The following is a 21,193-nucleotide window of genomic DNA, read 5'->3' as shown; positions in this document are numbered from 1 at the left end:
GGCATTTCATTCAACATGACGGTGGACCTTGCCCTGGCGCAGACCGCCGGCGGCAACTCGACGGCGCATTTTCGCACGAATCCGCGCGCGACACCCAGACGCCTAAAATGCCGAAAGCATCTCCATGCTTCAGATCACCCCCGCGCCGCGCAAACGGGCGATAGCCTCTGCGTCGTAACCGGCCTGCTCCAGCAAGGCGTCGGTGTGCTGTCCCAGCCGGGGCGGCGCGTCGCGATATTGAGGCGGCGTGTCCGACAGTTTGATCGGGCAGGCCACCAGAGGCACCGCCTCGCCATCCAAACCCGGCAGTTCAATCTGCATCCGCCGGTGCCGAATTTGCGGGTCGGCGAAGGCCTCGTCCACGGTGTTGATCGGCCCGCAGGGGACGCCCGCCTGGTCCAGTTGCGCCAGCCAGGCGTCGCGCGGCTGGGCCAAGAAGCCGGCGGTCAACAAGGGCACCAACACGTCCCGGTGCGCGACGCGCTGCGGATTGCTGGCGAAGCGGGGATCGTCGGCCAATTCCGGGTGGCCAATCAGTTCGCAGACCGAGCGGAACTGCCGGTCGTTGCCGCAGGCCAGGATGAAGTGGCCGTCGCCGGCGCACTTGAACACCTGATAGGGCACGATATTGGGATGGGCGTTGCCCAGGCGCGGCGGCACCGCGCCGCCCACCAGCCAATTCATGTTGACGTTGGCCAGCATCGCCAACGCGCAGTCGAACAAAGCCATGTCGATATGCTGACCGCGACCGCTGCCTTGCCGCGCCCACAAGGCGGCCTGAATCGCGTTGGCGGCGTAGAGCCCGGTGAACAGATCGGTGACTGCCACCCCCACCTTGTGGGGTTCGCCGTCGGCCGGACCGGTGATGCTCATCAACCCGGACATGCCCTGCACGATGTAGTCGTAGCCGGCCATCTGCGCGTACGGTCCGTCCTGACCGAAGCCGGTGACCGAGCAGTACACCAGCCGCGGGTTGAGTTCGGCCAGGCTGGCGTAATCCAGCCCGTATTTGGCCAGCCCGCCCACCTTGTAGTTTTCGATCAGCACGTCGGCGTCGGCGGCCAGCCGGCGGACGATCTCCTGCCCCTCCGGCTTGGCGATGTCCACGGTCAGCGATTTCTTGCCGCGGTTGGCGCACAGAAAATAGGCCGCGGTACCGTCCGGCAGGCTGGGCGGCGCCCATTGCCGGGTATCGTCGCCGCAGCCCGGGCGCTCCACCTTGATCACTTCCGCGCCCAGGTCGGCCAGCAACTGGCCGGTCCACGGCCCGGCCAATACCCTGGACAAATCCAATACCTTGATGCCTTCCAGCGCGCCCGTCATCTGCGTCTCCCGATACATCGGTCCATCGAAAAAAAGCGGCCCGGCAAGCCGGGCCTCCAAGGACAGACAGGAATAACGGCGCGGCCGGCCTCCCGGCCGCGCCGGCTTATCAGGCGAACGCCTGAATACCGGTCTGGGCTCGGCCCAGAATCAAGGCATGCACATCGTGCGTGCCTTCGTAAGTGTTGACCGCCTCCAGGTTCATCACATGGCGGATTACGTGGAATTCGTCGGCGATGCCGTTGCCGCCGTGCATGTCGCGCGACAGCCGGGCGATGTCCAGCGCCTTACCGCAGTTGTTGCGCTTGATCAGCGAGATCATTTCCGGCGCGGCCTTGCCCTCGTCCATCAAACGTCCCACGCGCAGCGCGGCGTGCAGGCCCAGCGCGATCTCAGTCTGCATATTGGCCAGCTTCAGCTGGATCAGTTGGTTGGCGGCCAGCGGGCGGCCAAACTGCTTGCGGTCCAGCGTGTACTGACGCGCCGCGTGCCAGCAGAATTCGGCGGCGCCCAGCGCCCCCCAGGCGATGCCGTAGCGCGCCTTGTTCAGGCAGCCAAACGGCCCTTTCAAGCCCTTGACGCCCGGCAGGATGGCGTCTTCCGGCACCAGCACATCGTCCATCACGATCTCGCCGGTGATGGAGGCGCGCAGCGAAAACTTGCCGTGGATCTTGGGCGCGGATAGACCCGCCATGCCTTTTTCCAACACGAAGCCGCGGATTTCGTCCTCGTCGTCCTTGGCCCAAACCACAAACACATCGGCCTGCGGACTGTTGGTGATCCACATCTTGCTGCCGTTGAGCAGATAGCCGCCGTCCACTTTGCGCGCCCGCGTCTTCATGCTGGCCGGGTCCGAGCCGGAGTCTGGCTCGGTCAGGCCGAAACAGCCCAGCCATTCGCCGCTGGCCAATCGCGGCAGGTATTTGTCTTTCTGCGCGTCCGAGCCGTAAGCCCAGATCGGATGCATCACCAGGCTGGACTGCACGCTCATCGCCGAGCGATACCCGGAATCCACCCGCTCCACCTCGCGCGCCACCAGGCCGTAGGCCACGTGGCTGAGGCCTGCGCAGCCATAACCTTCGATAGTGCAACCCAGCAGCCCGAGCTCGCCCATCTCGTTGATGATTTCGCGGTCGAAGCGTTCTTCGCGGTTGGCGCTCAACACCCGCGGAAACAGCTTGTCCTGACAGTAGTCATGGGCGCTCTGCTGCACCATGCGTTCTTCTTCGCTCAGGCATTCCGCCAAAAGCAAAGGATCGTCCCAACTGAACGGCGCGCGACTGGAAGGGGCTGCCATAAGTTCTGTCTCCGCGTTATCTTGTTCCGCATTGCGGAACTTGGTTTCACATTGCAGAATAGGCTAATCGCCGTCTGGACGGATGTAAAGCGTTTTTGCGAAACTCGACGCCCGCCCGCAGCGCGCAACCCAAGCGGAGGCTCACCAAACAAGATGGATGCAATGGATTTGGAAACAGATAAGGACCGGTTGTTCGTCACCGCGCTGGCGCGCGGGCTGGAAGTACTGGCGGCGTTTCGCCCTGGCGAGCTGGCGCTGTCCAACCAGGAGCTGGCCAAACGCACCGGCCTGCCCAAATCAACAGTGTCGCGTTTGAGCTACACCTTGACCCGGCTGGGCTATCTGGCCCAGGACGAGGCCAGCGGCCACTACCGGCTAGGGCTGGCTGTGCTGGCTTTGGGCTCCACTGTCCTGGCCAGCTACGACATCCGCCAGATCGCCGGACCGCTGATGCGCGAGTTCGCTCTGGAACAGGGCATGTCCATCAGCCTGGCGCTGCGCGACGGCAGCGATATGGTCTATCTGGAGACCTGCCGCAGCCCGGCGCGCATTTCGGTACAGCTGACCGTGGGTTCGCGGGTACCGCTAGCCACCACCGCTATAGGCCGCGCTTATTACGCCGGCTTGACGGCGACGGAGCAACTCAAGCTGCAGCCGGTGCTGGCCGCGCGCTACGGCGCGGAATGGGGGGAAATCAGCGCGCGCTTGGAGGAGGCCCGCCAAGACTATCTGCACCAAGGCTATTCCGCGTCCTTTGGAGAGTACGAGCCGGATGTGATGGCGGTGGGCGTGCACTTGGCCGTGCCCGGCCAGCCGGCGATGGCGCTGAACGCCAGCGGCCCGGCCTTCGCCTTGAACGAAAGCGCGATGCGCGAACGCATCGCGCCGGCCTTGAAGGCCTTGCGTCAGCGGCTGGCACCGCTGGGCTAAGAACCTGTTTACGATTGGCTGTGCGTCGTGGAGCGTTGCACGGTGAGTACGGCTTCGAAATGCTCATGTACCGTGTGTACACTCCGCTTTCTCGGCCGTTTTCGCCTTGTCTCGCTCTTGCTCGCTAGATTTTGAACAGGCTCTAAGCGCGCGAGACCGCTCGCCGGGTTCAGGCGGACTGGATGTAATGGACCAGGTGATTGATCACCTGCTCCTGCTCCTCTATGGTGGCGCGGACCAAGTCGCCAATGGACAACATGCCCATCACATCGCTGCCTTCCAATACCGGCAGGTGGCGAATGCGCTTTTCGGTCATCAGGCCCATACAGTCGTCCAACGTTTGGCTGGGCGTCACGTAGACCACGCGGCTGGTCATGATGTCTCGCACCTTGGTGCCGGCGGAAGTGCGTCCCTGCAACACGATGCGCCGCGCGTAATCGCGCTCGGAGAAGATGCCGACGATGCCGCCCTCCTCCATCACCAGCACCGCTCCAATATCGTTTTCCGCCATCACCTGCAAAGCCTGGAACACCGTGCTCTCCGGGTTCACATAGACCAAGGCGCGGTTTGGCTTGCTGTCCAACAACTGTCTTACCGTTTGCATGCATGTCCCCTTTCAAACCGGCAATCCGGCCGTTCCCGTAGCCCTCTCCCACCGCCGGACGACGCGGACGAGCGCCTACCAATCCACTATAGCGCAGGCTGCGACGCCTCGGTAAGCACGCAAGCCTGCCCGCCATCCCCAAGCCGAGACCTTGCGGCGCGTCAGGCCCGGATCATGGTGCCGACGCCCGCGTCGGTCAGAATCTCCAGCAACAGCGCATGCGGCACGCGGCCATCGATGATGTGCACCGCATTGACGCCGTTGCGCGCCGCGTCCAACGCCGAGCTGATCTTGGGCAGCATGCCGCCATGTATGGTGCCGTCGGCGAACAAGCCGTCCACTTGCAGCGCGGACAAGCCGGTCAACAACTTGCCGTTCTTGTCCAACACGCCCGGGGTATTGGTCATCAACACCAGCTTTTCCGCGCCCAGAGTCTCCGCCAGCTTGCCGGCCACCAGGTCGGCGTTGATATTGTAGGCTTCGCCGTCTTCGCCGACGCCTATGGGCGCCACCACCGGGATGAAGTCCTGGCTGTCCAGCAAAGACACCAGCGACGGATCGATGCCGGAGATTTCGCCCACCTGGCCGATGTCGATCTCATCATCGGTTTCGGACTTCAAATACATTTTGCTGGCGCGAATGAAATGCCCGTCCTTGCCGGTCAGGCCCACCGCCTTGCCCCCGTGCTTGTTGATCAGCGAGACGATTTCCTTGTTCACCAAGCCGCCCAGCACCATTTCCACCAAATCCATGGTGTCCGAGTCGGTCACGCGCATGCCCTGAATGAACTCGCCCTGCTTGCCAACGCGGTTCAACAGTTCGTTGATCTGCGGCCCACCGCCGTGCACCACTACCGGGTTGATGCCCACCAGCTTGAGCAAAACCACGTCCTTGGCGAAACCCTCTTTCAATGCCGCGTCGGTCATGGCGTTGCCGCCGTACTTGATCACCAGGGTCTTGCCGGCGAAACGGCGGATATAGGGCAGGGCTTCGGCAAGAATCAGGGCTTTTTCTGCTGCATCGGTCGGCACGGCGTTCTCCATGGTTGCGCCGGACCGTTGCCGGCCGGCGATATGACGGTTCTGACCTAGTGGTCTGATCTGTTGCATTTTAATCAAGCCGGTTAATGAACTGTAATTTATTAATTGCAGAACAACGGCATTTTGCAATACAGTCCAACTTATTAATGAACCAATATTCAGCTATATCCCCATGGCACAAGTCCCCGCCTCGCGCTGGCAGCGCAAAAAAGACGCGCGTCCCAGCGAAATCCTGGACGCCGCGCTGACCCTGTTTGTAGAAAAAGGCTTCAGCGCCACCAAGATGGAAGACATCGCCCGCGCCGCCGGCGTGACCAAGGGCACGCCTTATCTGTACTTCCAAAATAAGGAAGAGATCTTCAAAGCCATGGTGCGCCACCATCTATCCAGCCGGCTCAGCGCCTTCGTAGAACTGGAACAACAACATACGGGGCCGGTGGGCGAGCTGCTGCAAATCCTCCTGCTCAAGTGGTGGGATGAAGTGGGCGCCACGCCCGCCGCCGGCCTGTGCAAGCTGGCCATTGCCGAAGCCACCAACTTCCCGGAACTGGCGCGCTTCTACACCACGGAAGTGATTTCCCCTTGTCTGAGCATGATCGAGCACATCCTGCGCCGCGGCATGGATAGCGGAGAATTCCGCGTCCTGCCCATCGCCAGCAGCAGCGACGCTCTGCTGGCCCCCCTGGTGATGGCGATGACCTGGGCCCACTCCTTCGCCAAGGTGGTGCCCGATGTTTGCGGCTACTCGCATCAGTACTCCCGCGCGCACCTGAGCGAAGCCTTGCAGTTGGTGCTGCAAGGCCTGAAGAATCCAACCTGTGAGAATTGACATGAAAACCGCCGCTCACTGCCTCTGGCTAGGCATCGTCAGTCTGACCCTCGCCGCCTGCGGCAAACCGGAGGCGCCTCCGGAAGCGCCTCGCCCCGTCCGTTACGTGGTGGCGGGCGCCACCGCCCAGCAACAAGGCGATAGCTACTCCGGCGAAATCCGCGCCCGTCACGAGACCAATCTGGCCTTCCGCGTGGCCGGCAAAGTGGTGGCCAAGCTGGCCAATAGCGGCGACCGGGTGAAAAAAGGTCAGGTGCTGGCGCGGCTGGACCCCAGCGACTACGCGCTGGACCTGTCGGCCAAACAAGCTCAGTTGGCCGCCGCGCAATCCGACCTGGGCCAACAAGAGCTGAACCTGAAACGCTACCGCGAGCTGCTGGCCAAGCAGTTCGTCAGCCAGGCTCAGGTGGACGGGCAACAGAACGCGGTCAACGCCGCTCGGGCCAAGGTGGATCAAGCCAAGGCGCAGCTCGCCGCCAGCCGCAATCAAACCGGCTACACCAGCCTGGTGGCGGACGCCGACGGCGTGCTGAGCCAGATGGTTGCCGAGCCCGGCCTGGTCGTGGCCGCCGGTCAGGCCATGGCTAGACTGTCGCAGGACGGCGCGCGCGAGGTCGCGGTCCAAGTGCCGGAGAACGCGCTGGACAAGGTGCGCCGCGCCGGCCAATTCCAGGTGAGTCTATGGAACGGCGGCGCGCCGATGTCAGGCACGCTGCGCGAGCTGGCGGCCGACGCCGATCCCGCTACCCGCACTTACGCCGCCCGCGTCGCCATCAGCGGCGACTCCAGCCGCCTGCAATTGGGAATGACCGCCAGCGTCGCCTTGCCTAACGCCGCGGACGCGCAGATGCGGCTGCCGCTGACCGCCTTGCTGGACGAACAGGGCAAGCACTATGTCTGGCTGATCGCCCCCAACGGCAAGGTCGCTCGCCGCGCGGTGACAGTCAGCCGCGTAGACGCCGACTCCGCCACCCTGTCCCAGGGCGTGCGGCCTGGCGACAAAATCGTCACCGCCGGCATCCACCTGCTGCGCGACGGCCAGGCCGTGAAACTGTTGGAGCACTGAGACGGCCATGAAAAAACTGAATCTGTCGGAATGGGCGCTGCGTCACCAGTCCTTGGTGCGCTACCTGATGGTGATGCTGATGCTGGCCGGAGTCTGGGCCTACACCCAGCTGGGCCAGAAGGAAGACCCGGAATTCACCTTCAAGGCCATGCTGGTGCAAGCTTACTGGCCCGGCGCCGGCACATTGGAGATGGAACAGCAGGTCACCAACAAGCTGGAGGAAAAGCTGCAGGAGATGGGCGAGATTGACTACGTCCAAAGCTATACCAAACCGGGCGAGAGCCTGCTGCTGATTTCGGTGCGCGAAGACGTGCCGCCCAAGAACGTGCAACAACTGTGGTACCAGGTGCGCAAGAAGATAGGCGATATCCGCGCCACCCTGCCCGCGGAAGTCCAGGGACCGTTCTTCAACGACGAGTTCGGCGACACCTTCGGCAATATCTACGCCTTCGCCGGCGACGGTTTCAGCTACGAGGAAGTGCGCCAATACCTGGAGGACGCCAAACGCGAGATCCTGCGCGTGCCGGACGTGGCCAAGGTCAGCCTGCTGGGCGTGCAGGAGCAGCGCGTCTACGTGGACCTGTCCACCGCCAAGCTGGCTTCGCTGGGGCTGGACACCAGCGCCATCTGGAAAGCCTTGCAACAACAAAACGCGATGACGCCATCCGGCGTGTTCGAAACTGCCAGCGACCGCATCTGGGTCCGCCCCACCGGCAACTACGCCAGCGTGGAGGCTATCGCCGCCACCCCGGTCACCGTCAACGGCAAAACCTTCCGCCTGGGCGACATCGCCTCGGTCAAACGCGGCTACATTGATCCGCCGCTCAGCACCATGCGCTTCAACGGCAAACCGGTGCTGGGCATGGCCATCACCATGAAGGGCGGCGGCGACGTGCTGCGCTTGGGCAAAAACCTGGATGCCGCCATGCTGCAGATCCAGTCCAAGATGCCCGTGGGCCTGGAAATCCATTCGGTTTCCGACCAGCCCAAGGTGGTCAAGAACGCGGTTGGCGAATTCATGCGTTCGCTGGTGGAGGCCGTAGTCATCGTGCTGGCCGTCAGCTTCTTCAGCCTGGGCCTGCGCACCGGCATCGTGGTGGCGCTGTCCATCCCGCTGGTGCTAGCGATGACTTTTCTGGCCATGTATTTCTTCAATATCGACCTGCAGCGTATCTCGCTGGGTTCCTTGATCATCGCGCTGGGGCTGCTGGTGGACGACGCCATCATCGCGGTGGAAATGATGGCACTGAAGCTGGAACAAGGCTGGAGCAAGTTTCAGGCCGCCACCTTCGCCTACACCAGCACCGCCTTCCCCATGCTGACCGGCACCCTGATCACCGCCGCCACTTTCCTGCCCGTGGGCATCGCCAAGTCCAACGCCGGCGAATACGTGTTCAGCCTGTTCGCCGTGGTCGGCATCGCGCTGGTGCTGTCCTGGATCGTCGCGGTGGTGTTCACCCCCTACCTGGGCTACAAGCTGTTGCCGGAAAACCTCCAGCACCACGAGGCGCACGATGTTTACGACAAACCGTTCTACCGCCGCTTCCGCAGGGTGGTGGAATGGTGCCTGGAACGGCGCAAGACCGTGATCGCCCTGACGCTGGCCGCCTTCGTGCTATCCCTGCTGGCCTTCAAGCTGCTGGTGGCTCAACAGTTTTTCCCCTCGTCCAACAGGCCCGAACTGATGGTGGACATGTGGCTGCCGCGCGGCGCCAGTCATCAGGCCACCGAGCGCGAAGTTGAAAAACTGGAAGCCCTGCTCAAACGCGACCCGGACATCGTCAGCGTCACCAGCTACGTCGGCAGCGGCAGCCCGCGTTTCTATCTGCCGCTGGATCAGCAGCTGCAACACTTGAACTATGCGCAGCTGATGTTGATGACCCGGGACGAACATGTGCGCGAAGACGTGAAGAAACGGCTGGAAAAGCTATTCGACAACGACTTCCCCAATGTCCGCGGCCGGGTGACCCGGCTGGAGAACGGTCCGCCGGTGGGCTACGCGGTGCAATTTCGGGTGATGGGCGAGGACCACGTCAAGGTGCGCGCCATCGCCGCCCAGGTGGAAGCGCTGATGCGCGCGCATCCATCCACCCGCCAGGTCAATATCAACTGGGGCGAGCAGGTGAAGGCCCTGCGCATCCGCATCGATCAGGACAAGGCGCGCGCGCTCGGCCTGTCCTCTCAGCAATTGTCGCAGCAATTGCAGATGCTGATTTCCGGCGCCACCGTGACCAGCTTCCGCGAAGGCGACCAGGCCATCGCCATCGTCGCGCGGCTCAATCCGGACGAACGCAAGAATGTCGCCGGCCTCGGCAACTTGATGATACAAACCGGCAGCGGCCGCTTTGTGCCGGTGTCGCAGATAGGACACATCGAATACCAGCCGGAAGAAAGCATCATCTGGCGGCGCAACCGCCTGCCCGCCATCACGGTGAGCGCGGATCCGGCGGAAGGCGCCCAGGGCGCGGACATCTCCCGGCAACTGCTGCCCAAGATGCAAGCGCTGGAGCAGACGCTGCCGCTGGGCTATCACATCGAAACCGGCGGCAGCATGGAATCCAGCGCCAAATCGCAAAAAGCCATTGCGGCGGTGGCGCCGTTGATGCTGGTGGTGGTGATAACCCTGCTGATGTTGCAGCTGCACAGCGTGCAACGCAGCATCATGGTGCTGCTGACCGCGCCGCTGGGCATGATAGGCGTGACGCTGACCCTGATCGCTTTCAGCGCGCCGTTCGGCTTCGTCGCCATGCTGGGGGTCATCGCGCTGTCCGGCATGATCATGCGCAACTCGGTTATCCTAGTTGACCAGATCGAACACGACATTCGCGACGGCATCGATCCCTGGCACGCTATTGTCGGCTCCACAATTAGACGTTTTAGACCTATCATGCTGACGGCATTGGCGGCCATCCTGGCGATGATCCCGCTGAGCCGCAGCACGTTCTGGGGACCGATGGCCGTGGCCATCATGGGCGGGCTGCTGGTGGCCACGGTGCTAACCCTGCTGTTCCTGCCGGCGCTGTACGCGCAATGGTTCAAGGTACGGCGGCCTCAGGCCTGACGACACCTTGCCGCGCGACGAGACAAAACAAACCGAGCATATAAACACAAATGAACAAGACCCGATTCCGATTGCCCCTACTGGGCAGCCTGTTGCTGCTGGGTTTCGCCCTGCCGGCCCACGCCTTCGACCTGGTTGAAGCCTGGCGCGCCGCCCGCGACTACAACGCGGACTTCGCCGCCGCGCGCTCCGACCTCGACGCCGGCCGGGAAAAAGCGACGCAAGGCCGCGCGCTGCTGATGCCCCAGGTGGGCGCCACCGCCAATTACAATTACACCAATCCAATCGCACCCGCGGGCCAAGGCGGTTACGACTCCACCACCTACGGCGTCAACTTGCAACAGCCGCTGTTCGATGTCAGCAAATACACCGGCTACCAAAAAGGCAAGCTGGCCACTCAGCAAGCGGAAACCAGCTACGGCGCAGCTGAACAACAGCTGATCCTGGATACCTCCCAAGCTTATTTCAACGTGCTGCTGGCCAAGGACACCCTGTCCGCCACCAGCGCCAGCAAGAAAACGTTCCAGCAACAATTGGAACAAGCCAAGACCGCCTTCGAAGTGGGCACCGCCACCATCACCGACACCCACGAAGCCCAAGCCGGCTACGACGGCGCGGTGGCCCAGGAAATCAAGGCGATCAACAGCCTGGAATTGGCGGAGAACAATCTGCGCCGCATCACCGGGCTGGACCCCAAGACCATCCAACCGGTGTTGGACAAGCTGCCGCTGGAACTGCCGACGCCGGCTACCCTGGAAGCCTGGATCGGGATCGCCCTGCGCAACAGTCTGAGCATCAAGGCCGCCGAGCAAACGCTGGAAATCGCCGGCAAGAACGTCACCGAGAAAAAAGGCGGCCACCTGCCGGTGATCAGCCTGACCGCCGGCTACAGCGATACCCAGACCCGCGCCCCGATGCAGCAGCCTCACACCCGCGGCAGCAGCATAGGCGTCGGCATCACCCTGCCCTTGTTCGCCGGCGGCGGCATCAACTCGCAAGTGCGCGAGGCGGCGGCGCAGCAGGAGTCCGCCAAAGACAAGCTGGAAGCCGTCCGCCGCCAAGTGCGCGAAGACGTGCGCCGCACCTTCCTGGGCGTTACAAACGGCGCGGCTCTGGTGCGCGCTCAGGAGCAATTGCTGATCTCCGCCAAGAGCAAGGTGGAGTCCACCCGCCTGGGCAAGGAAGTGGGCATCCGCACCAATATCGACCTGCTGCAGGCCGAACAGGCTTACTACTCGACGCTCACCAGCCTGGCCACCGCCAAGTATGAGTATCTGATCGCGCGGCTGTCGCTGTCCCAAGCCGCCGGCCAATTGGATAGCGAGGTACTGAGCAAGCTCAACGCCGTCATCCGCCGTTAACCCCCGCTAAGAGTGGCTAACAAACCCCTGATGCTGCGCGCCGCCTTGCCGTACTCAAGTACTGCCTGCGTCGGCGCGCCTTGGCTTAGGCTCTCCGCAGCCATGCCAGCAGGCATGGCCGCCGTCTCCCCGCCCCTTCCACGCTCCTCCGCTGGCATCCGCGCAACAGGTGTTTAATTTTTTAGTGCGCGTGTAGCTTTTTGCTAAACACAAACATAGAATGCCTGAGAACGTGCTTACGATATCGCGAGCGTGGGCGAGACAAGGCATTGCGGCTAAGAGAGCGGAATGTACGCATTTCGAAACCGTTTTTAACGCCCTTGTCTAAACTATTCCGCCAACGCGCAACAGATCGTAAACAGGTGCTGAGACGGTCAGACAAGAATAATGAAAGCCAAGCCACGGAGCGGCCAGCCGGCGCCACGATAGACCGGCATCGCTCCGACACCGATTCGCGGCGGTCCGCCAGACGCGGTGCCGACCGCACAACGTCGAGGAGATAGCAGATGAGCAATAAGGATTTGATGCAACGCAAGGCCGACGCCACCCCGCGCGGCGTGGGCGTGATGTGCGGCTTCTTTGCCGAGCGCGCCAAGAATGCCGAAGTCTGGGATACCGACGGCAAACGCTATATCGATTTCGCCGGCGGCATTGGCGTATTGAATACCGGCCATCTGCATGACAAAGTACAGGCCGCGGTCGCCGAACAGCTGTCCCGGTTCAGTCACACCTGCTATCAAGTTGTCCCGTACGAATCCTATATCCGTCTTGCCGAGCGGCTGAACCAACTGACGCCGGGCCAGCACGCGAAGAAAACCGCGCTGTTCACCACCGGTGCCGAAGCAGTGGAAAACGCGGTGAAAGTGGCGCGCGCCGCCACCGGCCGCGCCGGGGTGATCGCCTTCGGCGGGGCCTTCCACGGCCGCACCCTGCTGGGCATGGCGCTGACCGGCAAGGTGGTTCCGTACAAAGTGGGCTTCGGCCCCTTCCCCAGCGACGTCTATCACGCTCCCTATCCCAACGCGCTGCACGGCGTGTCCGTGGAAGACTCCCTGAACGGGCTGGAAAAGCTGTTCAAGTACGACGTCGACCCCAAACGCGTCGCCGCCATCATCTTTGAGCCGGTGCAAGGCGAAGGCGGTTTCTACGTCGCGCCCAGCGAGTGGGTGGTCCGGCTGCGCAAGATTTGCGACGAGCACGGCATCCTGCTGATCGCCGACGAAGTGCAGTCCGGTTTCGCCCGCACCGGCAAGCTGTTCGCGATGGAGCACTATCCGGTGCAGGCCGACCTGATCACCATGGCCAAATCGCTGGCCGGCGGTTTCCCGCTGTCCGCGCTGACCGGCCGGGCCGAGCTGATGGACGCTCCCGCCCCCGGCGGCCTGGGCGGCACCTATGCCGGCAACCCGCTGGCGGTGGCCGCAGCGCTGGCGGTGATCGACGTCATCGCCGAAGAAAAGCTGCTGGACCGCGCCAACCGCCTGGGCGAGCTGCTGAAGGAAAAACTGCACGGCCTGAAGAGCGCGGTGCCGCAGATCGCCGAGGTCCGCGGGCTGGGCGCGATGCTGGCGGTGGAATTCAATCAGCCCGGCAGCCCGCAACCCGACCCGGACTTCGCCAAGAAAGTACAGACCAAGGCCTTGGAATCCGGCCTGATCCTGCTGACCTGCGGCGTCTACGCCAATGTGGTGCGCTTCCTGTTCCCGCTGACCATAGAAGACGCGGTGTTCGAAGAAGCCCTGGCCAAGCTGGAAGCCGCGCTCAAAGCTTAAAGGCCGCGCCGTGCCCGCGCCGCCGGCGCGGGCCTAGTCCGACATCTCTGCGTTGGAGAACCCATGTTGAATTTGAAAGACCCCGCGCTGCTGAAGCAGCAGTGCTATGTGAACGGCGCCTGGCTAGACGCCGACAACGGCGAAACCATTCCCGTCACTAACCCCGCCACGGGCGAAACTATCGCCAGCGTGCCCAAAATGGGCAAGGCCGAGGCCGAGCGCGCCGTGGCCGGCGCGGCTGAAGCCTTCCTTCTCTGGAAACGCAAGCCGGCGAAAGAACGCGCCGCCCTGCTGCGCCGTTGGTTCGATCTGGTGATGGCGAATCAGGACGACCTGGCGGTCATCCTCACCAGCGAACAGGGCAAGCCGCTCTCGGAAGCCAAGGGCGAAATCGCCTACGGCGCGTCCTATATCGAGTGGTACGCTGAAGAAGCCAAGCGCCTGTACGGCGACACCATCCCTTCTCCCGGAGCCGACAAGCGCATCCTGGTCAACAAGGAAGCGATCGGCGTCACCGCAGCGATCACGCCGTGGAACTTCCCCAATGCGATGATCACGCGCAAAGCGGCCCCGGCGCTGGCCGCCGGCTGCCCCATGGTGGTGCGCCCGGCCAGCCAGACCCCGCTCTCGGCCCTGGCCCTGGCCGTGCTTGCAGAACGCGCGCGCATTCCCGCCGGCGTGTTCTCGGTGCTCACCGGCGGCTCCAGCGAAATCGGCGCGGTGCTGACCGGCAGCGACTTGGTAAAGAAATTCTCCTTCACCGGCTCCACCGAAGTGGGCCGCAAGCTGATCGCTCAATGCGCGGACACCGTCAAAAAAGTGTCGATGGAATTAGGCGGCAACGCGCCCTTCATCGTATTCGACGACGCCGACCTCGACGCCGCGGTGGAAGGCGCCATCATCTCTAAATACCGCAACGCCGGCCAGACCTGCGTCTGCGCCAACCGTCTGCTGGTGCAGGATGGCGTCTACGACGCCTTCGCAGAGAAGTTCGCCGCCGCGGTGGCCAAGCTCAAAGTGGGCAACGGTCTGGAACCTGGCGTCACTCAAGGCCCGATGATAGACATGAACGCAGTGGCCAAAGTGGAAGAACACATCGCCGACGCGCTGGCCAAGGGCGGCAAACTGGTGGCAGGCGGCAAGCGCCACGCGCTGGGTCACAGCTTCTTCGAACCGACGGTAATCACCGACGTTACGCCGCGAATGAAGGTGGCCAAGGAGGAAACCTTCGGCCCGCTGGCGCCGCTGTTCCGCTTCCATTCCGAAGAAGAGGCGATCCGGATGGCCAACGACACCGAGTTCGGCCTGGCCAGCTACTTCTACGCCCGCGATATCGGCCGCATTTTCCGCGTGTCAGAAGGTCTGGAATACGGCATGGTGGCGGTCAACACCGGCATTCTGTCCAACGAGGCCGCGCCCTTCGGCGGCGTCAAGCAATCCGGCCTGGGGCGTGAAGGCTCCAAGTACGGCATCGAGGACTATCTGGAAATCAAATACGTACTGCTAGGCGGCATCGACCAGTAAAGCGCCCCGCCAATGCGAAACGGGCTGGATATCCAGCCCGTTTTTTATTGCCGCAGTCGCGACGCTTAGAACCTGTTCAAAATCTCGCGAGCAAGAGCAAGCGCAGAAGAAGTGGAATGTACACACGGTACACAAGCACTCTGAAGAGCCTTCCAAGGCCGCACCGCCGAAGCTCAGCACACATTGAACAAGTACGGCTAACAAAAATCAGTTTCACGGCTGAGGCAAGGCGCGCCGACGCAGGCAGTACTTGAGTACGGCAAGTCGGCGCAACGCAGCATCAGGTATTTTGTTAGCCACTCTTAGTGGAACTTGGCCAAGGTCTCCGACAGGGGAATCCCGGCCTCTTTCAGGCATTCAGCCAGATCCCGCCAGGCCTCGTCGCGCTCAGGCGCCACATCCGGCGTCACCAGCCACGGCGCGTGCGCCGCCACTTCCTCTCGGCCGCGCAGGCGGAAGCCCACTTCGTAGCCCTGCATTTCCGGCTGATATTCCGCAACAGCCTCCAGCTCTTGCACCCCGCCCGCGCTCGCGGCCAGCAAGGCCGCGGTCACGCCCAGGCGCTTGCGGTTCCAGGCTCGTACACCGGTCTGCACCGCCTCCCACCAGGGCAAGGGCGCGAACAGTTCGGCCTCGCCGTATTCCATCTCGGCGCCCACCGCCTGCTGTACCAGCGGCATCGCCGCATCCAGTGCCTTGCGCGCCAAACGGCGCGCCTGCTCCGGCGGCAAAGCCCCGCGCTCCACCAAGAAGGGAATCCAGGCCAGCACCAGTTGCGGCTCGTTGGTCTTGCGCGCCGCCTCGTATGTGGCGCGCGAGGAGTCCGGATCCAGCGGCGCGAAATCGCAACCCGCATCCATCACCGGCGCCAACTGCACCAGGTCTTGGCAGGCGCGTTCGTTCAGCATCTCCAGAGAGAACAAGGTGGGCGAAATCCACAGTATCGACTGCTCCGGCACCTCCAGTGCATCCGCCAGCGCCACTTCCAGCCGCTCCAGCTGAGGGAAATGCCACCACACGCCGCCCTGGGCGCGTGAAAACGCGAACGGCAAGGCCCAGAGTTCGAACGACACCACCGAGCCATCCTTGCGCATCACCTCGGGGAAAGCGATTGCGTCGCGCGCGCAATTGACCAGCAACTGACGCGCGGCCGGTTGGGACAACAGCGCCAGTTGCGACTCGGTGAACACGGCCTGGTCGCCGGCCGCCAGCGCCATCTGCACCTCGCCTGCCAGCTGCGCGCGCTCCATGGGCTGATCCACCGCGCGGCGCGCCAGCTCCACCAATTGCTTCACCGCTCGACCGCGCTCCGCCGGAGGCAGCGGCTCGGTAGGGCCGGTGCGCATCTCGCGCGGAACCGGCCCCGCGGCCTCGCGGTCGGCATAGGCCTTGTGCAGACGCTGATAAGCTTGCATCGCTTCGTCGCAGATCGCCTGCAACTGGCCCACGGTCGGCATCTCGTCTTCATTGCTGAAGTTGAAGTCGAATAAACGCAGACGCAGATTGCAGACATAGACCGTCACATTGTCCGCCTCGTCGAACAGCATGGCGCTAGTCAGACCTTCGCGATCGCGTCCGGGAAAGTCCGTGTCGTCGTCGCCAACCAAACGGCAAACAAAAGCCGGCGCTTCGGTGTGAATCAGGTACTCGGAACCTTCCAGGCCCTGATCGTCAACGGCATCACCAAAAATGAAGCGGTTGGGCAAAAACGGCTCGCCCTTGATGCGGGCATTACGCGGCAGGGATTTCATCTGGCAAGCGAATCTATTCAATAAATCAAACACTCATTGTACCTGCCTAGCGTGGCGGCTTGAAGTCCGCTGGCCAAATCAATCCTCTCCCCTCCATTGCGCCAATGTTCGACGCTGCTCGCCCGCCGCGTCGAAATTGTCAGCGGACAACCAGTTCTCGAAGCCCAGCCGCAATGCCGGCCACTCGTGATCCAGGACGGAAAACCAGGCGGTATCGCGATTACGCCCCTTGTAAACCATGGCCTGCCGAAACAGACCCTCGAAGCGGAAACCCAGCCTTAGCGCCGCCCGCTGTGAAGGCTGGTTCAAGGCGTCGCATTTCCATTCATAACGGCGATAACCCAGCGCGAAGGCCTGACGCATCAATAGATACATCGCTTCCGTCGCCGCCGGCCTGCGCTGCAGCAAGGGAGAGAAATTCAGATGCCCCACCTCGATGCAGCCCATCTTCGGGTCAATGCGCAAATAGGCGGCTACGCCCAGCGCCTCCCCGCTGACAGCGTCCACGATCGCGTAAAAGTGCGGATCACGCTGCCGTTGCTGCTCGGCCAGCCAATCAGAGAAGTCGGCGTAAGCGGCAAACGGGCCATAGCTCAGATAAGTCCAGTTGCGCCCCTCCGCGTCCGCGCCCATCGACGCGAACAGGCCTGGGCCGTGCCGCTCGGCCTGCAGCGGTTCCAGCCGGCAGAACTCTCCCCGCAGATCCGTCTTAGGGGGCCAGGCCGCCTCGCGCCACTCCGACACCGGCAGCCCCACCGCCTGGCCCAAGGCATTGACCGTGCCCGCCGACGCCATGCTCGCCTCAATCATCGCCGTCCCCTTCAGCATGCGCAGGACACGGCGACGCCAGCTCGCTCCGTGGTTGCATAGCCGTCGCGTACCCACCAATCCAGGCCGCCCTGCAATTCGCGCACATTGAAGCCAAGACGCGCCAGTTTCATGGCCCCCTTGGTCGACGCATTGCAACCGATGCCATCGCAGAACGACACCAGAACCGCATCTCTGGGCAAGTGCGCGGTGCTTGCCTCGTCCATGGTTCTATGCGGCACGGACACGGCGCCGGGCAGGGTTTCCTTAAGGAAGGCCTCTTCCGCGCGCGCGTCGATCAACACCAATTTTTCTCCGGCTTGCAAAGCACTCCAGACATCGGCGGCGTCCATCTCGTACGCCAGCTTGGCGGCGTAAAAATCTTGCTGACTCAACATTTTTTTCTCCTGTGGCCTTGTAAATGCTGTTAGCCTAAGCGACAAGTCATACCCCAAACAGTGCCACCATGCAAAATATGGAGGAACCACTTTGTCCACCGAGTGGTTGATCGATTTCCTGCGCCAGCGGCTGCAACGTCAAGGCGCGGAAAGCCTGGCTCGCCAGCTGTACCGCTTATTGCGCGAACTGATCCGCGCCGGTCAGTTGGCCGGCGGCGCGCCCTTGCCGGCCAGCCGCGCGCTGGCGGCGGAACTGGCTCTGGGCCGCAACACCATTCTCAACGCCTATGAACAACTGGGCGCCGAAGGCTATCTGGAAAGCCGTCACGGCTCCGGCACTTATGTCGCGGCCTTATTCAGCCCGCGTTCCGCGCCGCCGCAGCGCGCTCAGCAACACCCGGGGCTGTCGCAACGCGGCCAGCGCGTCTCCGGCCACTGCACGCTGCCCACTGGGCTGGCTGGCGCCTTCGCCCCTGGGACGCCAGAGCTGAAACAATTCCCCCACGCCCAATGGCAGCGCTGCCTGCAAAACCATATCCAACGCCCGCAGCTGGACCATCTGCACTACCGCCACGACGGCGGTCTGCCCGAACTCAAGCGCTCCCTCAGCCAATACCTGTATCTATCGCGCTCGGTGCGCTGCCAGCCGGAGCAAATCGTCATCACCCAAGGCGCGCAGCAAGGACTGGAACTGCTGGCCCGGCTATTGGCCGACCCCGGCGACGACGCCTGGGTGGAAGATCCCGGCTACAGCGGCGCGCAGGCCGCGCTGCGAGCAGCGGAACTGAACATCGTCCCGGTTCCCGTTGACGCCCAAGGCATGGCCCCGTCGCCCGCGCATCAGGCCACGCCTCCGCGTCTGATTTACATCACCCCGTCCCATCAATATCCAACCGGCGTCGTCATGTCGCTGGCACGACGACTAGCGCTGCTTCAGTTAGCCAAGCTACACGACAGCTGGATCATAGAAGACGACTACGATAGCGAATTCCGCTATACCACCCACCCCATCGCCTCCCTGCAAGGGCTGGCCGACAGCGAGCGCGTCATTTATCTCGGAACCTTCAGCAAAGTCATGTTTCCCGCGCTGGGACTGGGCTACCTGATCCTGCCCGAAACGCTGGTGGAGCCGTTCCGCCGCGTCCAGGCGCGTTTGTACCGGGAGGGCAATTACCAGGTGCAAGCCGCGCTGGCCGACTTCATAGAACAAGGTCATTTCGCCCGCCATATCAAGCATATGCGCGAGCTCTACCAATTGCGGCAACACCTGCTGCGCGGCACTCTGCAGCGCGCGCTGGGCGACGCGCTGCCACTGTCCGCCGGCGAGGCCGGCTTGCACTTGGTCGCTCAGTTGCCGACCGGCTTCGATGAATGGGAACTCAGCGCCGCCGCCGCCCGGCAGCAACTATGGCTGCGTCCTTTGACCAAGCACTTCATCGGCCCGGTGGACCGCAACGGATTAGTGCTTGGCTACGCCGGAGTGGAAGAACAGGAACTTCACGCCGCCGCGCTCAAGCTGGCGGCGCTATTGGAAACGCGATGGAAGTGAAACCTACGCTGCTGATCAGCGCCTGCCTGCTGGGGCAGCCCGTACGCTACGACGGCAAGGCCAAACCGCTGGCTGAACATGACTGGACGCGATTGCGCCGGGAATTCACCCTGATCCCCGCCTGTCCAGAATGCATGGGTGGCCTACCTACGCCCAGGCCCGCGGCGGAGCTGCGCGGTGGCGACGGCGCTGCCGCGCTGCGCGGTCAGGCCACGGTGGAAACCGCCGCCGGCGAAAATGTCAGCGCCGCCTTTGTGCGCGGAGCCCAGGCCAGCCTGCGCCTGGCTCAGGCCCATGGCTGCCGACAGGCGCTGTTGAAGGCAAACAGCCCCTCATGCGGCACGCTCCGCATCTACGACGGCGAATTTTCCGGCAAGCTCAAGGACGGGGAAGGTGTGACTGCCAGCCTGTTGCGACAAGCTGGCATCAAGGTCTGTTCGGAGGACCGCATGGAAGAATTGCTGAAAGCGCCTGGGGAGTAAATCCCCTAGACGCTCTCGTGAACGACCTTTACAGAAACTCGAGGCGGCCGCCGTTCAGGTGATACATCGCGCCGGCAATCTTGATCCGGCCCTCTTTCTCCAGCTTGGCCAGCACATCGCTGCGCTTGCGAATCTGATCAATGGTATGCAGCACATTGCTGCGCGCCACCGCATCGACAAACTCCGCATTCTTGCTGCTGCGCTCGCCATCATACTTGGTTAGAGAAACCGCCGGCCGAATGCGCGCCAGCAAACCCGTCAGATTGCCCAACTCCACGTGATCGATAGCCCCCTTGATAGCGCCACAGGCGGTATGCCCCATCACCAGCACCACTTTGGCGCCGGCAACCGCACAGGCAAACTCCATGCTGCCCAACAAATCGTCATTCACCACATTGCCGGCAACCCGGGAATTAAAGGTTTCGCCGATGCCCGCATCCATCACGATTTCCGCCGGCGCGCGCGAATCTATGCAGCTGAGCACCACCGCGGAGGGGTACTGCCCCTCGGCGCTGGAACGCTTTTGCGCCAAGTAGTCGTGCTGCATCGGCTTGCCGCTTCGGAAGCGCTCATTGCCTTTCGCCATCTCCGCCAGCACTTGCTCCGGCGTCATCGCATCTCGCTGGGACTTGCTCAAAGACGCCGCATACGCCACGCCGTTCAGGCCCCCGCCGGCACCCATGGCAAATAGCGCCGCGGCGCCCAAGGCGGTTTTCATCACCGTCCGTCGGCCGATAGACTCGCCGCAATTCACTTCCCGACACAGATGCTCGCTCATTCGCGTCCTTTCCTAGTGTAGTGACATAAAGGTACAGTGGTATAAAGTTTTTTAATTTTATTTAGTAACTATCTAATTAGATGATAGTTAGCGACTTAGTTCACTGCACAGGCAATTAGGACATGGTGATGAAAAGTGCCGCTCCGGCTGCAGGCTGCCGAACACAAAGCCTCGAACAACTCTAAAGAAGAGAAACAAGAAGGAAATAGAGAAAACGGCACTGCCGTTGTGCTTACTCTGCCTCCAGCGCGCCCCAGACGCGCGAAAGCCTCCCATGGGGAGGCTTGGCAAGATCTGACAACACCAATGCAAAAGCCCAGCTCGTCTGAGCTGGGCTTCGCAATCGGGCGTCTGGCGGTGTCCTACTTTCACATGGCGAATGCCACACTATCATCGGCGCTAAGGCGTTTCACGGTCCTGTTCGGGATGGGAAGGCGTGGGACCACCTCGCTATGGCCACCAGACATAAACTGGTACAAACTAGAAGAAGCCTGGGCTGATCTTTGATCAGCCCACATATATTCGGTATTCAATTGTGTCGCACATCCACACTTCGTCGCTCAGTCTCCCAAGCCACTCAAATGATAGGATCAAGCCTCACGAGCAATTAGTATCGGTTAG

General features: G+C 62.6%; 17 protein-coding genes and 1 rRNA gene. 9 read left to right on the top strand and 9 right to left on the bottom strand.

Going from position 1 to position 21,193, the window contains the following annotated elements:
* Positions 1 to 129 precede the first annotated feature (129 nt).
* Both BR71_RS13060 and BR71_RS13055 read right to left on the bottom strand, forming a co-directional pair.
* Positions 130 to 1,323, bottom strand: a complete 1,194-nt coding sequence (locus BR71_RS13060) for a CaiB/BaiF CoA transferase family protein (protein ID WP_043638013.1) — start codon at positions 1,321 to 1,323, stop codon at positions 130 to 132.
* Positions 1,324 to 1,432: 109 nt separating this feature from the next.
* The gene (locus BR71_RS13055) at positions 1,433 to 2,620 is read right to left on the bottom strand and encodes an acyl-CoA dehydrogenase (RefSeq protein ID WP_043594164.1); all 1,188 of its coding nucleotides are present in this window, start codon (positions 2,618 to 2,620) and stop codon (positions 1,433 to 1,435) included.
* A gap of 162 nt (positions 2,621 to 2,782) precedes the next feature.
* Here BR71_RS13055 and BR71_RS13050 point away from each other — a divergent pair, with 162 nt between their 5' ends.
* Complete coding sequence (locus BR71_RS13050; RefSeq protein ID WP_019100866.1) at positions 2,783 to 3,550, top strand: IclR family transcriptional regulator; 768 nt, start codon at positions 2,783 to 2,785, stop codon at positions 3,548 to 3,550.
* A gap of 169 nt (positions 3,551 to 3,719) precedes the next feature.
* Here BR71_RS13050 and BR71_RS13045 read toward each other — a convergent pair whose 3' ends face one another.
* Both BR71_RS13045 and argB read right to left on the bottom strand, forming a co-directional pair.
* Positions 3,720 to 4,154, bottom strand: a complete 435-nt coding sequence (locus BR71_RS13045) for a CBS domain-containing protein (protein ID WP_019100867.1) — start codon at positions 4,152 to 4,154, stop codon at positions 3,720 to 3,722.
* A 161-nt stretch (positions 4,155 to 4,315) separates the two neighbouring features.
* The gene (argB, locus tag BR71_RS13040; protein WP_019100868.1) at positions 4,316 to 5,197 is read right to left on the bottom strand and encodes an acetylglutamate kinase; all 882 of its coding nucleotides are present in this window, start codon (positions 5,195 to 5,197) and stop codon (positions 4,316 to 4,318) included.
* Between the two features lie 169 nt (positions 5,198 to 5,366).
* On the opposite strand from argB, the gene BR71_RS13035 reads away from it, so the two are divergent.
* The 6 genes from BR71_RS13035 (at position 5,367) to BR71_RS13010 (ending at position 14,807) form a co-directional block, all read left to right on the top strand.
* Complete coding sequence (locus BR71_RS13035) at positions 5,367 to 6,023, top strand: TetR/AcrR family transcriptional regulator (protein ID WP_043638010.1); 657 nt, start codon at positions 5,367 to 5,369, stop codon at positions 6,021 to 6,023.
* 1 nt (position 6,024) lies between these two features.
* Entirely contained in the window at positions 6,025 to 7,089 is a 1,065-nt protein-coding gene (locus BR71_RS13030) for an efflux RND transporter periplasmic adaptor subunit (RefSeq protein ID WP_019100870.1), read from the top strand.
* Positions 7,090 to 7,096: 7 nt separating this feature from the next.
* Entirely contained in the window at positions 7,097 to 10,150 is a 3,054-nt protein-coding gene (locus BR71_RS13025; RefSeq protein WP_043638006.1) for an efflux RND transporter permease subunit, read from the top strand.
* 50 nt (positions 10,151 to 10,200) lie between these two features.
* Positions 10,201 to 11,511 carry a TolC family outer membrane protein gene (locus BR71_RS13020; protein ID WP_043594180.1) on the top strand — a complete coding sequence of 437 codons (1,311 nt, stop codon included), beginning with the start codon at positions 10,201 to 10,203 and terminating at the stop codon, positions 11,509 to 11,511.
* Between the two features lie 506 nt (positions 11,512 to 12,017).
* The gene (gabT, locus tag BR71_RS13015; RefSeq protein ID WP_043594182.1) at positions 12,018 to 13,283 is read left to right on the top strand and encodes a 4-aminobutyrate--2-oxoglutarate transaminase; all 1,266 of its coding nucleotides are present in this window, start codon (positions 12,018 to 12,020) and stop codon (positions 13,281 to 13,283) included.
* Positions 13,284 to 13,346: 63 nt separating this feature from the next.
* Positions 13,347 to 14,807 (top strand): NAD-dependent succinate-semialdehyde dehydrogenase, encoded by a 1,461-nt coding sequence (locus tag BR71_RS13010; RefSeq protein WP_043638004.1) that lies wholly within the window; start codon positions 13,347 to 13,349, stop codon positions 14,805 to 14,807.
* 302 nt (positions 14,808 to 15,109) lie between these two features.
* On the opposite strand, the gene BR71_RS13005 is transcribed toward BR71_RS13010, so the two are convergent.
* The 3 genes from BR71_RS13005 to BR71_RS12995 form a co-directional block, all read right to left on the bottom strand.
* Positions 15,110 to 16,558, bottom strand: coding sequence for a hypothetical protein (locus BR71_RS13005; protein WP_043638000.1), 1,449 nt, complete (start codon positions 16,556 to 16,558; stop codon positions 15,110 to 15,112).
* Between the two features lie 78 nt (positions 16,559 to 16,636).
* Positions 16,637 to 17,368: a GNAT family N-acetyltransferase gene (locus BR71_RS13000; protein WP_244269627.1), complete on the bottom strand. Its 732-nt coding sequence runs from the start codon at positions 17,366 to 17,368 to the stop codon at positions 16,637 to 16,639.
* A gap of 11 nt (positions 17,369 to 17,379) precedes the next feature.
* On the bottom strand, positions 17,380 to 17,763 hold the full coding sequence (locus BR71_RS12995) for a rhodanese-like domain-containing protein (RefSeq protein WP_043637998.1): 384 nt from the start codon (positions 17,761 to 17,763) through the stop codon (positions 17,380 to 17,382).
* Between the two features lie 91 nt (positions 17,764 to 17,854).
* Here BR71_RS12995 and pdxR point away from each other — a divergent pair, with 91 nt between their 5' ends.
* Positions 17,855 to 19,312 (top strand): MocR-like pyridoxine biosynthesis transcription factor PdxR, encoded by a 1,458-nt coding sequence (gene pdxR, locus BR71_RS12990; protein ID WP_043637996.1) that lies wholly within the window; start codon positions 17,855 to 17,857, stop codon positions 19,310 to 19,312.
* Positions 19,303 to 19,794 carry a 2-thiouracil desulfurase family protein gene (locus tag BR71_RS12985; RefSeq protein WP_043637992.1) on the top strand — a complete coding sequence of 164 codons (492 nt, stop codon included), beginning with the start codon at positions 19,303 to 19,305 and terminating at the stop codon, positions 19,792 to 19,794. The genes pdxR and BR71_RS12985 overlap by 10 nt, the downstream gene beginning before the upstream one ends.
* Positions 19,795 to 19,822: 28 nt before the next feature.
* Here BR71_RS12985 and BR71_RS12980 read toward each other — a convergent pair whose 3' ends face one another.
* Positions 19,823 to 20,572: a carbonic anhydrase family protein gene (locus tag BR71_RS12980; protein ID WP_052370544.1), complete on the bottom strand. Its 750-nt coding sequence runs from the start codon at positions 20,570 to 20,572 to the stop codon at positions 19,823 to 19,825.
* A 349-nt stretch (positions 20,573 to 20,921) separates the two neighbouring features.
* A 5S ribosomal RNA gene (rrf, locus tag BR71_RS12975) occupies positions 20,922 to 21,036 on the bottom strand.
* Positions 21,037 to 21,193: the final 157 nt, after the last annotated feature.

Origin of the sequence: Chromobacterium haemolyticum DSM 19808 (assembly GCF_000711885.1) — a bacterium.
In the GTDB taxonomy this organism is placed as follows: Bacteria; Pseudomonadota; Gammaproteobacteria; order Burkholderiales; family Chromobacteriaceae; genus Chromobacterium; species Chromobacterium haemolyticum.
This window is presented reverse-complemented; position numbering and strand designations above follow the sequence as displayed.

Excerpts from the sequence above, each read along its gene's own strand:
- BR71_RS13060 (WP_043638013.1), bottom strand. The coding sequence starts at position 1,323 with ATGACGGGCGCGCTGGAAGGCATCAAGGTATTGGATTTGTCCAGGGTA.
- BR71_RS13055 (WP_043594164.1), bottom strand. The coding sequence starts at position 2,620 with ATGGCAGCCCCTTCCAGTCGCGCGCCGTTCAGTTGGGACGATCCTTTG.
- BR71_RS13050 (WP_019100866.1), top strand. The coding sequence starts at position 2,783 with ATGGATTTGGAAACAGATAAGGACCGGTTGTTCGTCACCGCGCTGGCG.
- BR71_RS13045 (WP_019100867.1), bottom strand. The coding sequence starts at position 4,154 with ATGCAAACGGTAAGACAGTTGTTGGACAGCAAGCCAAACCGCGCCTTG.
- argB (WP_019100868.1), bottom strand. The coding sequence starts at position 5,197 with ATGGAGAACGCCGTGCCGACCGATGCAGCAGAAAAAGCCCTGATTCTT.
- BR71_RS13035 (WP_043638010.1), top strand. The coding sequence starts at position 5,367 with ATGGCACAAGTCCCCGCCTCGCGCTGGCAGCGCAAAAAAGACGCGCGT.
- BR71_RS13030 (WP_019100870.1), top strand. The coding sequence starts at position 6,025 with ATGAAAACCGCCGCTCACTGCCTCTGGCTAGGCATCGTCAGTCTGACC.
- BR71_RS13025 (WP_043638006.1), top strand. The coding sequence starts at position 7,097 with ATGAAAAAACTGAATCTGTCGGAATGGGCGCTGCGTCACCAGTCCTTG.
- BR71_RS13020 (WP_043594180.1), top strand. The coding sequence starts at position 10,201 with ATGAACAAGACCCGATTCCGATTGCCCCTACTGGGCAGCCTGTTGCTG.
- gabT (WP_043594182.1), top strand. The coding sequence starts at position 12,018 with ATGAGCAATAAGGATTTGATGCAACGCAAGGCCGACGCCACCCCGCGC.
- BR71_RS13010 (WP_043638004.1), top strand. The coding sequence starts at position 13,347 with ATGTTGAATTTGAAAGACCCCGCGCTGCTGAAGCAGCAGTGCTATGTG.
- BR71_RS13005 (WP_043638000.1), bottom strand. The coding sequence starts at position 16,558 with ATGAAATCCCTGCCGCGTAATGCCCGCATCAAGGGCGAGCCGTTTTTG.
- BR71_RS13000 (WP_244269627.1), bottom strand. The coding sequence starts at position 17,368 with ATGATTGAGGCGAGCATGGCGTCGGCGGGCACGGTCAATGCCTTGGGC.
- BR71_RS12995 (WP_043637998.1), bottom strand. The coding sequence starts at position 17,763 with ATGTTGAGTCAGCAAGATTTTTACGCCGCCAAGCTGGCGTACGAGATG.
- BR71_RS12985 (WP_043637992.1), top strand. The coding sequence starts at position 19,303 with ATGGAAGTGAAACCTACGCTGCTGATCAGCGCCTGCCTGCTGGGGCAG.
- BR71_RS12980 (WP_052370544.1), bottom strand. The coding sequence starts at position 20,572 with ATGAGCGAGCATCTGTGTCGGGAAGTGAATTGCGGCGAGTCTATCGGC.